The following is a 14501-nucleotide window of genomic DNA, read 5'->3' as shown; positions in this document are numbered from 1 at the left end:
CGATATACCTTGATAAACAACAAATATCATCAGAAGTGTGAATAAAATAAATAACTCTTTAAAACAGTCTTACAAAGACCTCTCCAGCTTATTGTCTAACATAGTCAATACTGTTCCCATGTACTTGTTTGTGAAAGACACAGGAGATAATTTCCGTTACGTATATTCCAGTCCTATGATGAATATGCTGTACGGACGCTATCATGATGAAGTCGAAGGTAAAACAGATTTTGATTTATTTATTGATCCTGTAACCGCACAAGCATTTCGTGATAAAGACATGGAAATTGTAAGTACAGGGAGAATGCAGCATTTCGTAGAACAGATAATCGATCCCCAAGGGCTCTTACGCTCCATAGATACTATCAAAACACTTGTTCCACGAGAAGGAAAACCTCCTTATCTATTGGGAATATCGTGGGATATTACAAAACAAAGTCAAACCGAGGACGAATTGCATCGATATAATAAACGGCTGGCTATGTCTTGTCAGGCTGGGCGAATATATCCGTGGGTATGGGATATGATTAATAACACGGCAGAGATTTCAATAGTGGACAACGGGCAAATCAAGCAGATTTCTATTACCCATGAAAGTTTTACTGATAAAATTCACCCTGACGACCAACAGATGTATCATGATCAAACAGTCGATTTTATTTCAGGAAAACAAGATACGCTTCGTTTTAGTTTCCGATGCAATTTCTTTACGGAAGATGAATATGTATGGTATGAAAAAGTAGGAGAAGTTTATGAATACGACCAAGATAAACGCCCTTATAAATCAATTGGCATACTTCGGGACATCACAGCAGACAAACGTCATGAAGAAGACATGAGAGCTAAACAGTTAGCAGAAGAGAGCGATCGTATGAAATCTGCCTTCATTGCCAACATGAGTCATGAGATACGTACACCCCTGAATGCCATTGTTGGTTTTTCCACATTAATGGCTCAGACAGAAAATCCTCAAGAAAAGCAAGAGTATCTGAAAATTATAGAATCAAGCAATGAGTTTCTGTTACAGTTGATAGGGGACATATTGGATATTTCTAAGATTGAATCAGGAAAATTGGAATTTATTTATTCATCTTTCTCTTTAAATGAATTATTTGCTACACAAGAATACACTTTCAAGATGCGTGTCGAGCCTGGTGTAAAAGTCATATTCGAAAATACGGATTCCAATTACAGCATTATTTCAGAAAAGACACGATTAACGCAGGTATTAAGTAATTTCCTCTCCAATGCAATCAAGTTTACAACGGAAGGATCTATCCGTTTTGGTTATAAAGTAATTGAAAAAGGTATTTATGTGTACGTAACAGATACAGGCATAGGAATACCTGAAGAAAAACGGAATACCATATTTGAACGTTTTGTGAAATTAAATAATTTCAAACAAGGTACAGGATTAGGACTTTCTATCTGTAAAACCATAATTCACATATTAAATGGAGAAATAGGGGTTGAATCTGAAGAAGGAAAAGGTTCAACATTTTGGTTTACAATACCTTGCCATCCGATTAAGAGCAATTAGTTCAAGCAGATGATTTGATCAGCCAGACGTCTTAATTCATCAACATTATGTGATGTAAATATAATGATTTGCCCACTCTTTCTCTGTCTGGACTTTATATATTCAATAATACTGTTACGTACGGCTTCATCTAACCCTTTAAAAGGTTCATCCATAAGAATTAAAGGAGATCGATACAGCAATGCCCTGGCTATGGCAACCCGTTGTTGCTGACCGTAACTAAGTGATCCTGGATAGACTGAAGCTATTACATCATTTAATTGCATTTCTTTCAGAATTTCTTTTATTTGTTGCAGTACTTGACTTTGAGGTATCAAACGGGCAAGAGGCAAAGCAATATTTTCTGAAACAGTAAGCCACGGTAAAAGTTCCGGTTCCTGAAAGACAGATGCTATACCATAATTAAGATTCGCTGTTATTTTACCACGAACCGGTATTAATGTTCCGTTTACCAAATTCAGCAATGTTGTTTTTCCTGCTCCTGACGGCGCGGATATACCATAAATCTTTCCCGGTTCAAATGTATAAGAAAAAGAGTAAAAACCATATTTATATCCTACTTCAGATACCAAGATAGGGGAAAGATTATATTCTTCCCTTTTTACAGATGAAGAGAAGCGAATATTTATTTTTCTGACAGAAAGCCAATTGATTCCTTTGTCAAAAAGAAAACTGACAAGAATAGCAACAATTGTCCACGCCATTAACTCGGGAACAGCAATAAAACTTTGTGCACGTTTCATTTCACTACCAATACCGAATGTGCATTGAGAAAGTACTTCCCCCATAATAATAGCCCGCCACCCGAAACCAACAGCAGAAGCCAGTCCACTATAAAGAAATGGTTTCAACTGCGGATAGATCACTTGTACCAAAGTATTATATCTCCCTATATGAAATAATGAAGCCATCACAGAAAATCCCGATTGCAAATTACGTATTCCTTTCGTCAGATTTTCTGTGAGTAAAGGAAACATAGTTAGAAAAGCGATCATTAGCGGAATACTCTCCGGATTTAAAAAGATAAGTGCAAGTAAAATAAAAGAGATAACAGGTACCGATTGCATAATGATCAGTAATGGGCGGAATAGCTCATATAATAACTCATATCGGGCAAACAAGCTAGCGCATACCGAAGCTACAGCCAACGATAATACCATACCGATTATTCCCCGGGCAATTGTAGCTCCTATAGAAAAATAAAATGTTTCTGCAGATAATAACTCAGTCAATGTATGTATTAACCGCGGAAGGGTAGGGATAAGCTCCGGTTGGTCCAATATATAGGCAAAGACTTCCCATCCGATCAACAATAGAAATATAGAAAATAATATAGTTATCTTTTTTTTCATTCTCTTTTTGATATAAAACTGCTATCCGGCAATCTACCACCTAAAGCTTTGGGTTCATATTGCTCTATTAAGCGAAGAAAAGAATCGATACTCTGTTGTGCTTCTTTTGCTGTTTGGTAATAAATTTTACAACGTTCTATGCATTCCGGAGTAAGCATTCCGGGAGCAAACACATGTCTTTCTTCCAATATTCTGATTGCCTCTACAGGGTGTTCCACAGCAAATTGGCATGAAGCTCGTAATATACTGTCTAACTGTGAAGCATCTTCTGAAAGTAAAATATTGCAGACTATTGCAGTTTGAGGGAATTCCGGAGATAAACCTTCAGGATTATTCAAATCTCCGATGATACGTAATGTTGTATCTTTTCGCAAAGCCATACTGACAAAAGGCTCACTCAAAACAACCATTTCAGCTTTGCCGGCCAGTAGAGCCTGCAATACTTCCGGCGCCGTACTGAATGAATAATTCATGGAATATGTCAACCTTTTACGATCTAAATAATAACGAGTCAAAATGTCAGGAGTTGTACCTGTACCAAACAAGTACAATTCATTCTTAGAAGAAGGAAAATTTTTACCTATTAAATAAAGTGTGCCCCATAAAGGACAGCCTAGTAAAGGATAACGAATTCCTTTATTATATAAATTAGCAGCACTTATCATAGGAAGTACCGCAATATCTGCTTCTCCCTTAATCAAAGATGCCTGTATAATATCAGGAGAATCAGCAATAGTAATAGACACTGCCTTTCCATTAACTACGGGTGGAAATTCTAAACATTGGGCAAAAGCAATTGCAGAAGGCCCTTTCAAAACAGAAACACGTATAACATCCTGTTCCTTTCCTTTTTCTGTTTTTTTACACCCGGCAATGTATAATAAAACTATAAACAGACAGAGATACTTCATAAACAAAAAGTTTACGGCAAAGGTAATAAATAGTAGAAAAAGAAAAAGTTCCAAGAGAATATCAATCTCTGGAACTTTTCTGTGACCGCGACAGGATTCAAACCTGTAACCGGCTGATCCGTAGTCAGCTACTCTATTCAGTTGAGCTACGCGGCCAATCTTTATATTTATGTTTAAACTTGATTCGAGATGGTGACCGCGACAGGATTCAAACCTGTAACCGGCTGATCCGTAGTCAGCTACTCTATTCAGTTGAGCTACGCGGCCAATCTTCTATTTATGTTTAAACTTGATCTTGAAATGGTGACCGCGACAGGATTCAAACCTGTAACCGGCTGATCCGTAGTCAGCTACTCTATTCAGTTGAGCTACGCGGCCATTATTTCTTGATTGCGAGTGCAAAGGTAGACTTTTCTTTTATATATACAAATATTTCATCCTGTTTTTTGTCTTCCTAGTCTAACATTTTAGGGTTAAATATTAAGTAACCAATGTTTAACCCAACATTGAAATTCTTACTTGGATAGCTATATCCATTAGCATACAAGCTGATAGAAAGGAATGGTAATTGTAATACCAGAGCTGCTTCGCCCATATAATCAAACGAATGAAGAAATTTACCATAATAAGGTACACCTATATATGTATCATTTATGGGAATCACTCTTTTCTTGATTTCATACAAAGGAGCAAATCCATACATATCTAATCTTAAATGCAGCAACTTGCTGAACTTAAGAATAGGAGAAACTCCCACTGCAACATACTGATTTGCCCGGAATGCTTCATTAAACACAATTTTACTGTGAGGAGTAGGAGTGAATGCCGGAGCTTGCAAAACAGAAGATGTGTAATTATTCATCAGGTTTTTACTGGAAATTACCATCTCTGCCAAATATCCCATATTAAAGAGATTATTTAAATGTTGATACCATAACCAACGGCCTTTCATTTGCAACCAACTATGAGTTGTCTGCTCGAAAGGCTCTTTTAATGACTTATTCGCAGACGGTTGATATTTCTCTATCCCTGTAACATATTGGGCAATGACAAACTGCTGACGTCCGCTAATGGGGAACTGTTTCGAATCCAATGAATTTTGTTCAATGCTTAAAGAACCACTGAATAAATCATACCTGCTACGATCAAATGATGCGTCAGGAAAAGCCACTTTCGACGTTTGCAGATAATAATCGTTCAATTGTCCGTAAGCAAAACCTATTTCAGCTTTAGCTTTCGTTAAAAAGGCAAAGCCCAGTTTAAGTTTCATATATAACTCTTTTTGTTTTATGAACGAAGGAACAACATCTTCATAAAACAAAGACTGGCTTTCCGAAAACCTTCTTTCCGAATATACACCTTGCCAGTTTACATAGGATGGAATACGTGACTGAAGATAGACACGTCCGTTCAACATTACTCCGCTAAAAGAATTACCTACCTGGAAGTTTGTATTCACATCTGCGGCAAAACGCCCCAAATATTGATACCCAAGTCCTAAATATAACTGATTGGCCTGATGAGACGATACATTTCCGCCAAAACCGACAGAGACTTCTTCTTTCATCTTCACATCCAGATACAAGTCAAATTTCTTTTCTTTCCTGTTGTATACCGCATGAGGCATAATCTCTTTTATCTTTGAATAAGTGAGCATCTTAAAGTATGCGCGCTTGAATTCTTCCATCGAAAATTCACGATTAATGTCTCTATGCAACTGTGATTCTATATATTTACGCTGAGATTCCGAAACACCTGTAACATAGATGTTCTGGAAGATCAGGGGAGGAAGATTCTCTTTATATACCTTTCTACGCATATTCAGACTATCCAGAGAGACTCTTCTCGGTACACGTTGTTTGATGGAATCAATTATAGACATAGTCCGTTTATATCCAATATCCATCAATTCTTTTGATTTTTGGAAATCTAGTAATGAGACATTGGGAAAATTAAACTTAATCATCATACCTTCATCTTCCGGCACATCATAATCTGTTTTTTGCATAATCATCGTTTCCAATTGACTATAAGCATTGCTGGACGGCTTATTATTTCCCCCCGCCACAACAGAGCCAAATATAAAATCAGGATGAAAAGCATCTTTCATAGGATTAACGGGGAAATTATCATAAATACCTCCGTCAAAAAGCGGTACACTATCTTTCCAGATAGGCTGAAAGAAGAAGGGAAATGTCATTGAAGCACGAACAGCATCCCCTAAATCTCCATTTTTAAATACAATAGCTTTTTTAGTATAAATATCGGATGCCACACACCGGAAAGGAACAAACAAATTATCGAAATTCCATCCGGCTTTTGCCGTTGCTTGCGAAAACAATGCCATAAAGGCCTGATTCATCTGGATTGGATTGATCAGGCTTTGCGGCAAAAAACTGGCTTTAATCTGTAGAGAATCGGACATATCTATTGAAAAATGAGCAAACTCGGGAGTAGGATAGGGTTCTTTAAAGTAATAGATATATTTTTCTTCCACGGTTCCGCTTTGCCAATAGCTAAATTCCTTAGATAACATCAACTCTAACATTTCTTCGGGCGTATATCCCATAGCGTAAAGACTTCCCACAATTGCGCCGGCCGATGTTCCGGTTATATAATCTATAGGTATCCCGTTTTCTTCTAATGCTTTTATTACTCCCAAATGTGCGGCTCCCTTAGCTCCACCGCCACTAAGTACCAAACCTACTTTCTGAGCCGATAATGGGTGTATAAGTGTAAAAAAAAAGGCTATGAGGATTGTAATTTGCTTCATATTTATGCTTCAACTCTGTTTATGGATTCAAATGTACAGGTTATTTTATGTAATACAAACAGAGGTTTGCATATTTTTGTTTTCAAAGCGGGACTTCTTATTGAATAAACCTACCTTTTCAAATCATCAGGATGTTTTTTATAAATCATCGGGATGATTTCGTGAAATGATCGGGATGATATTAAAACGAAACAGGCGCTTCATTATAAAAATGAAGCGCCTGCAATAGAAGATTCTTTAATATATAACTATTGACCAATCATTTGAACACTTCTTTTGATAAAACGGCTCAAAGCCTCACCCTTCAACATGCCATTACCCAGTAAAGCAAGATCAATCAACTGGCTAACCATATTATTGGAATTAGCATATTCACTTAAAATAGTATTGGCTTTTTCGTGAAGTTCTGCAATTTTATGGCTTGTATTTGTCATATCTTCTTTTTCCTGGGAAGATATTTCTTCTTCTTTTTTCTTACTCTGAGCTTCACGAAGGTCTGCCTGACGAGTCTGCCAACCTTTCAAATCGGCAAGGATCGGTTTTAATGTTTCACCGCATGCATTTTCTTCATCCGTCAAAACTTGTTTGATCAGTGAATGATCTGTGTTTAATACCAAATTGTAGCTATCCGGCATTTCACCATAAAATGACATACCCGGTTGCATAGACGACATTTCGCGCATACGGCGCATATATTCACCCTGTGTCAGCATAACCGGATTAGCATTTTCGCCCAGTGCTTCAAATGTAACATAGAATTCTGTCTTTTCAATTTTAGGCATCTGGCTTTTGAAGACTTCTTGTAAAGCATTTTTTTGATCTTCATCCAATGTAACTTTTCCGGAATCTTCCTTGCGAATCAAATTATCAATAGTATCACTGTCTACGCGGACAAAGCGTGTCTTCTCAAACTTCTGTTCCAGTTGGCCAATAACGTGTACGTCCAATTGGCCGTCCATAAGCAAGACACTATAACCTTTATCTTTTGCAGCTTGGATGTAACTATATTGTTCATCTTTTTTAGTCGTATAAAGATAAATCAAATTACCGTCTTTGTCGGTCTGGCTGTCTTTAACCAATGCCTTGTATTCTTCAAATGTATAATAGACATCATCTACGTCTTTCAATAAGGCAAACTTGGCTGCGCGATCATAAAATTTTTCGTCTGTCAGCATACCGTATTGGATGAACAACTTCAGGCTATCCCATTTTTCTTCAAATTGAGGACGTTCCGACTTAAATATTTCTTCCAGGCGGTCTGCAACTTTTTTAGTGATATGATTAGATATCTTTTTCACATTCTGATCACTTTGCAGATAAGAGCGGGAAACATTTAGCGGAATATCCGGAGAATCCAATACGCCGTGAAGCAGAGTCAGGAATTCCGGAACAATACCTTCTACAGAGTCCGTTACAAATACCTGATTACAATATAGCTGTATCTTATTGCGATGCAAATCTATATTGCTCTTGATACGCGGGAAGTACAGAATACCAGTCAGGTTGAATGGATAATCTACATTCAAATGAATCCAAAACAAGGGTTCTTCGCTCATTGGATAGAGGTCACGATAAAACTTCTTATAATCCTCGTCTGTCATATCAGCGGGTTTACGTACCCATGCCGGTTTGGTATCGTTTACAATATTGTCTTCATCCGTATCTACGTATTTACCGTCTTTCCATTCCTGTTTTTTCCCAAAAGCAATGGGTACAGGCAAGAAGCGGCAATATTTGGTTAACAGCCCGTTAATCTTATCCTTATTAAGGAAGTCTTTATTGTCATCATCAATATATAGTATAATATCAGTACCCCGGTCTGCTTTTTCGGTTTCTTCCATCGTATATTCGGGCGTACCGTCGCAACTCCACTTCATTGCAACAGCACCTTCTTTATATGATTTGGTAACAATTTCCACTTTCTTTGAAACCATGAAAGAAGAGTAGAAACCGAGTCCGAAATGACCAATAATGGAAGCCGCATCATTTTTGTATTTTTCTACAAATTCTTCGGCTCCGGAAAATGCGATTTGGTTGATATACTTATCTATTTCTTCGGCTGTCATACCGATACCACGGTCGGAGATCGTGATCGTATTGTCGTCATATTTTACGTGAACAGTAAGATCACCCAGATCACCTTTAAATTCGCCTACGGATGAGAGCGTTTTTAGTTTCTGGGTAGCATCTACAGCATTTGACACTAATTCACGTAAAAAGATTTCGTGATCACTATACAAAAATTTCTTGATAATAGGGAAGATGTTTTCGCTGGTAACACCAATGTTTCCTTGTTTGCTCATAATCTTATGTCTTTTATTTATTGATTACTTTTATCATTTACCCTTATTTATACAAAATAAATGCCAAAAACCGGATGACTGACATAACGTAAAATGAGGGTGACATTATTGCAGGCGGTGTGTCTTCCTCCAGTAATTTCCGAAATATCATCCCCTAAAAAAAGAAATTCCTTCCGAAAGAAATAAAGATTTCTCTCGGAAGGAATCAAAATAGAGTAGAGAGGAAACGGGGCTATTCCGCAGCCTCTTTCTTTTTAATATCGGTTGTTATTTTCTGTTCTTCGGAATTAAAGTCTACTGTAATCGTATCGCCATCTTCGACAGATGCACGTATAATTATTTCGGCCATTTCGTCTTCCAGATATTTTTGGATAGCACGTTTTAACGGACGGGCACCAAACTGTACATCATATCCCTTGGTTGCGATAAAATCTTTAGCCGCATCTGTAATAGATAACTTATATCCCAGATTAGCCACCCGCTTATACAGACCTTCCAGTTCAAGATCTATTATCTTATGGATCGCTTCTTTGTCAAGCTGGTCAAACATGATAATATCATCTACACGGTTCAGAAATTCGGGAGCGAAGGCTTTATTCAACGCTTTCTGGATAACACCGCGAGAGAAATCCTTATCTGTCTCTCCTGCAAGCGACGTATTAAAACCTACCCCCCGGCCAAAATCTTTCAACTGACGAGTACCGATGTTTGAAGTCATAATAAGAATTGTATTCTTAAAGTCAATTCTACGTCCCAAACTATCTGTCAAACGTCCTTCGTCCAACACTTGCAACAATAGGTTGAACACATCCGGGTGAGCCTTTTCTATTTCATCCAAAAGAACGACAGAGTAAGGTTTACGACGCACCTTTTCTGTTAGCTGACCACCTTCTTCATAGCCCACGTATCCCGGAGGCGCTCCTACAAGACGGGACACAGCAAACTTCTCGAGATATTCGCTCATGTCTATACGTATTAAAGCATCTGATGAGTCAAACAGATATTCGGCCAATTTCTTAGCTAAATATGTTTTACCTACGCCGGTAGGCCCTAAGAACATGAAGGTGCCAATAGGCTTATTCGGGTCTTTCAAACCAACACGGTTGCGTTGAATTGCTTTCACAATTTTCTGTACCGCATCATCCTGTCCGATTACTTTATTCTTTAAAACTCCTGACATTTCAAGCAATTTCAGGTTTTCCGCTTTTGCAATGCGTTGAACCGGAACACCGGACATCATGGCAATAACTTCTGCAACTTTGTCTTCATCAACTATTTCACGATGTTCCTGCAGTTCTTTTTCCCATTTAGCCTTTTCTGCTTCCAGTTGCAACAGAAACTGGCGCTCTTTATCCCGGAAACTAGCTGCCAATTCAAAATTCTGAGATTTTACGGCTGCCAGTTTTTCGTTCTTTGTATCTTCAATCTTAGCTTCGAGTTCTTCTATGTTCTTTGGAACTACAATATTGGAGATATGCACGCGTGAACCTGCTTCGTCCAACGCATCTATAGCTTTATCCGGAAAATTTCGGTCGCTGATATATCTTTCTGTCAGCTTCACACATGCTTCCAATGCTTCCGGTGTATAGATAACATTATGATGTTCTTCATAACGGGGTTTGATATTATTCAATATCTGAAGAGTTTCCTCGGCTGTGGTCGGATCAACAATAACTTTCTGGAAACGACGCTCCAAAGCACCGTCTTTCTCTATATTTTTCCGGTATTCATCCAAAGTTGTGGCACCAATGCATTGTATTTCACCACGTGCCAAAGCAGGTTTCAACATATTGGCTGCATCCATGGATCCGGACGCAGAACCTGCTCCAACGATAGTATGGATTTCATCAATAAACAGAATTATATTCGGATTCTTTGCAAGCTCATTCAGAATAGCTTTGATACGCTCCTCAAACTGTCCGCGATATTTTGTTCCTGCCACAATAGATGCCATATCAAGACTGATTACGCGCTTATCAAACAAAACACGGGAGACTTTGCGTTGAATAATACGTAATGCAAGTCCTTCTACAATTGCAGATTTACCAACCCCCGGTTCTCCAATAAGAACAGGATTGTTTTTCTTCCTACGGCTTAAAATCTGTGCAAGACGCTCTATTTCCTTTTCGCGTCCAACTATCGGATCTAAACGATTCTCGGCAGCAGCACGTGTCATATCCGTACCAAAGTTATCTAAGACAGGCGTATCATTAGATGACTTTGGCGATGCTCCTCCTTGTTGTGCACGAGGTGATTCTTTACGTGCAGAAAAACTTTCCTCTTCATCATCCTCTTCGTCATCTGTAAATCCATCGCTTATCTCGTCAAAATCATCCTCTTTTATACGGGTTAATCCTGTTCCGCTTACCAAATTATTGTAAACGGCACGGTAGTCGACACCAGCTTCATTCAGGACTTTAGCTGCAACATTAAATTCTTCTTTCAGTATAGCCAGAAGAAGATGCTCTGTACCTGTCTCTTCACTTTTGAACATACGGGATTCCAACATACTCATACGTAAAACACGCTCTGTCGTTTTGCTGATTGCTATTTCATGTACTGAATCCTCCGAATCAAATGTATTCTTTATTTCCTGTTCTATCTTTTTCTTTATATCTAAAGTATCGGCGTTCAACTCACGCAATACCTGCATGGCTTTCCCGTCGCCATCGCGAATGATGCCAAGCATCAAGTGTTCCGGTCCGATATAGCTGTTTTGAAGCCTCGCAGCTTCTTCACGGCTATACTCAATCACATCAATTAATCTTTTTGAATAATTATTTTTCATACTATATATTAATGTACTAGTCTATGTGCAAAGTTAATAATCTCTTCTAACTATTCATCAAATTTCGTGCCATTATTCACAAATGGGAAGAGAAAAGGCTTTATAACTAAAATTTCGTGATAAAAGCTTTCGTGATAAGCGGAAAAGCATTACTTTAGTGCAATTTTTCAGAGGTGAAATATTGAGTGTAATTAATATAAAACTAAATGGTTGATCAAGACAGAATTATTAAGATTAACATTGAGGAAGAAATGAAATCTGCATACATTGATTATTCAATGTCTGTTATCGTTTCTCGTGCTCTTCCTGATGTTAGGGATGGTTTTAAGCCGGTTCACCGCCGCATCTTGTTTGGAATGAATGAACTGGGAAATACATCCGACAAACCTTATAAAAAATCTGCGAGAATTGTTGGTGAAGTTTTAGGTAAGTACCATCCACATGGAGACTCGTCCGTGTACCTTGCGATGGTTCGTATGGCACAAACCTGGTCTATGCGTTATCCGTTAGTAGACGGGCAGGGAAACTTTGGATCCGTTGACGGCGATAGCCCTGCTGCAATGCGTTATACAGAAGCTCGTTTGAGTAAACTTGCCGAAGAAATGCTTCGCGATATAGATAAGGATACTGTAGACTTTCAATTAAACTTTGATGATACTTTAAAAGAACCTACTGTTCTTCCTACACGTATACCTAATTTATTGGTAAATGGTGCTTCCGGTATTGCTGTTGGTATGGCAACCAATATGCCTACTCATAACCTAAATGAAGTATTGAATGGTTGTATGGCATATATTGATGCCCGTGGAGAGATTGAAGTAGAAGACCTGATGCAATATATCAAAGCCCCTGATTTTCCAACCGGAGCAACCATTTATGGATATGCCGGCGTGAAAGAAGCTTTTGAAACGGGTAGGGGACGTATTGTATTACGCGGTAAAGCTGAAATAGAACAAGACGGCAATCATGAAAAGATTATTATTTCCGAAATTCCTTATCTGGTTAATAAAGCAGAGCTGATTCGCTATATTGCTGATCTGGTAAACGAAAAGCGTATAGAAGGCATCTCTAACGTTAATGATGAATCGGACCGTAGCGGTATGCGCATCGTTGTGGATGTAAAACGTGATGCCAATGCAAATGTTGTATTGAACAAATTATACAAGCTAACTGCTTTACAATCCTCTTTCAGTGTAAACAATATTGCCCTGGTTAATGGCCGTCCAAGACTGCTGAACTTAAAAGACCTTATCAAAGCTTTTGTTGAACATCGTCATGAGGTAGTAATTCGCCGTACTAAGTTTGAATTACAAAAAGCAGAAGAAAGAGCTCATATTTTAGAAGGCTTAATCATTGCTTCCGATAACATCGACGAAGTTATCGCTATCATCAAGTCTTCTAAAAGTCCGGTGGAAGCCATTGAGCGATTAATGGAAAGATTCTCATTATCGGATGTTCAATCCCGTGCGATTGTTGAAATGCGTCTTCGCCAATTAACAGGACTTGAGCAAGATAAGCTGCGTGCAGAATATGAAGAAATTGAAAAGTTAATCGCATATTTGAAAGAAATTCTGGAAAATGATGATCTTTGTATGAAGGTTATCAAAGATGAATTACAGGAAATCAAAGACAAATTTGGAGACGAGCGCAAAACCGATATTATATATGCTTCTGAAGAACTGAATCCGGAAGATTTTTATGCTGATGATGAAATGATCATTACAATTTCACACATGGGCTATATTAAGCGTACACCGCTTAGCGAATTCCGGGCACAAGGTCGTGGAGGAGTAGGGGCTAAAGGTTCCGAAACACGTGATGAAGATTTTGTTGAGTATATATATCCTGCATCAATGCATGCAACGTTGCTAATCTTTACAGCAAAAGGCCGATGTTATTGGTTGAAAGTTTATGAAATACCGGAAGGAGCTAAGAACTCTAAAGGCCGTGCTATTCAAAACATCTTAAATATAGAATCGGGTGATAAGGTAAATGCCTTTATCCGTGTTAAAAAGTTAACAACTGATACAGAGTTCATCAATTCCCACTATTTGTTGTTCTGTACCAAAAGAGGTATAATTAAAAAGACCTTATTGGAAGCATATTCCCGTCCTCGCCAAAATGGAGTAAATGCCATTACATTACGTGAAGATGATGGATTAATCCAGGTTTGTATGACAAATGGAAATAATGAGGTATTAATAGCAAATCGTAATGGCCGTGCCATCCGTTTCCATGAAAATGCAGTTCGTGTAATGGGACGTACAGCTACCGGAGTAAAAGGTATGACTCTCGACGAAGACAGTATTGACGAAGTTGTAGGAATGGTTTGCGTAAAGAATAAAGAAACCGATACGATACTGGTTGTATCTGAACAAGGTTACGGAAAACGTTCTAACATTGAAGATTACCGTATAACAAATCGTGGTGGTAAAGGTGTGAAAACAATCAATATTACTGACAAGACTGGTAAACTGGTTGCTATAAAGAATGTAACTGAAGAAAACGACTTAATGATTATAAATAAATCAGGTGTCGCTATTCGTGTAAAAGTATCAGATTTGAATGTAATAGGTCGTGCAACTCAAGGTGTTCGTTTGATTAACCTTGATAAACGAAATGATGAAATAGCTTCTGTTTGTAAAGTGATGTCTGAATCTGAAGAAAAAATAGCAGAAGAAAAAGCAGAACTGGAAGCTTTGAGTGAGAGAACCGTAAATGAAAATGTTGTATATTCGGGCACAAGTCTTGAAGATGTTGATAATGAAATCAATAACGAAAATAATGATCCTGAAAATACAACAGAAGAATAATTTAAACAAATAGAAATATTA

General features: G+C 38.0%; 7 protein-coding genes, 3 tRNA genes and 1 pseudogene. 2 read left to right on the top strand and 9 right to left on the bottom strand.

What is annotated here, in order from left to right; all coding sequences use genetic code 11:
- Positions 1 to 37: 37 nt before the first annotated feature.
- Positions 38 to 1540: a PAS domain-containing sensor histidine kinase gene (locus ACYIB7_RS07895; protein ID WP_234999272.1), complete on the top strand. Its 1503-nt coding sequence runs from the start codon at positions 38 to 40 to the stop codon at positions 1538 to 1540.
- Here ACYIB7_RS07895 and ACYIB7_RS07890 read toward each other — a convergent pair.
- From ACYIB7_RS07890 to ACYIB7_RS07850, 9 genes and pseudogenes are all read right to left on the bottom strand, one after another.
- Positions 1537 to 2892 (bottom strand): ATP-binding cassette domain-containing protein, encoded by a 1356-nt coding sequence (locus ACYIB7_RS07890; protein WP_103982428.1) that lies wholly within the window; start codon positions 2890 to 2892, stop codon positions 1537 to 1539. The genes ACYIB7_RS07895 and ACYIB7_RS07890 overlap by 4 nt on opposite strands.
- A complete protein-coding gene (locus ACYIB7_RS07885; protein WP_200817934.1) occupies positions 2889 to 3803 on the bottom strand; it encodes an ABC transporter substrate-binding protein in 915 nt (304 codons plus the stop codon). The genes ACYIB7_RS07890 and ACYIB7_RS07885 overlap by 4 nt, the downstream gene beginning before the upstream one ends.
- A gap of 82 nt (positions 3804 to 3885) precedes the next feature.
- Positions 3886 to 3959, bottom strand: a tRNA-Arg gene (locus tag ACYIB7_RS07880).
- Positions 3960 to 3993: 34 nt separating this feature from the next.
- Positions 3994 to 4070 (bottom strand) — tRNA-Arg (locus ACYIB7_RS07875).
- A gap of 34 nt (positions 4071 to 4104) precedes the next feature.
- Positions 4105 to 4181: transfer RNA gene (locus ACYIB7_RS07870), tRNA-Arg, on the bottom strand.
- 76 nt (positions 4182 to 4257) lie between these two features.
- Positions 4258 to 6576, bottom strand: coding sequence for a patatin-like phospholipase family protein (locus ACYIB7_RS07865; protein WP_103982427.1), 2319 nt, complete (start codon positions 6574 to 6576; stop codon positions 4258 to 4260).
- A 248-nt stretch (positions 6577 to 6824) separates the two neighbouring features.
- Entirely contained in the window at positions 6825 to 8879 is a 2055-nt protein-coding gene (gene htpG, locus ACYIB7_RS07860) for a molecular chaperone HtpG (protein WP_103982426.1), read from the bottom strand.
- A 232-nt stretch (positions 8880 to 9111) separates the two neighbouring features.
- Positions 9112 to 11055, bottom strand: a complete 1944-nt coding sequence (locus tag ACYIB7_RS07855) for an ATP-dependent Clp protease ATP-binding subunit (protein WP_394340838.1) — start codon at positions 11053 to 11055, stop codon at positions 9112 to 9114.
- Positions 11056 to 11343: 288 nt separating this feature from the next.
- Positions 11344 to 11667 (bottom strand): annotated as a pseudogene (locus ACYIB7_RS07850) (Clp protease N-terminal domain-containing protein); the annotation flags it as partial.
- 206 nt (positions 11668 to 11873) lie between these two features.
- On the opposite strand from ACYIB7_RS07850, the gene gyrA reads away from it, so the two are divergent.
- On the top strand, positions 11874 to 14480 hold the full coding sequence (gene gyrA / locus ACYIB7_RS07845) for a DNA gyrase subunit A (RefSeq protein ID WP_480338436.1): 2607 nt from the start codon (positions 11874 to 11876) through the stop codon (positions 14478 to 14480).
- Positions 14481 to 14501: the final 21 nt, after the last annotated feature.

Source organism: Parabacteroides sp. KHUB-03 (assembly GCF_056640975.1).
This window is presented reverse-complemented; position numbering and strand designations above follow the sequence as displayed.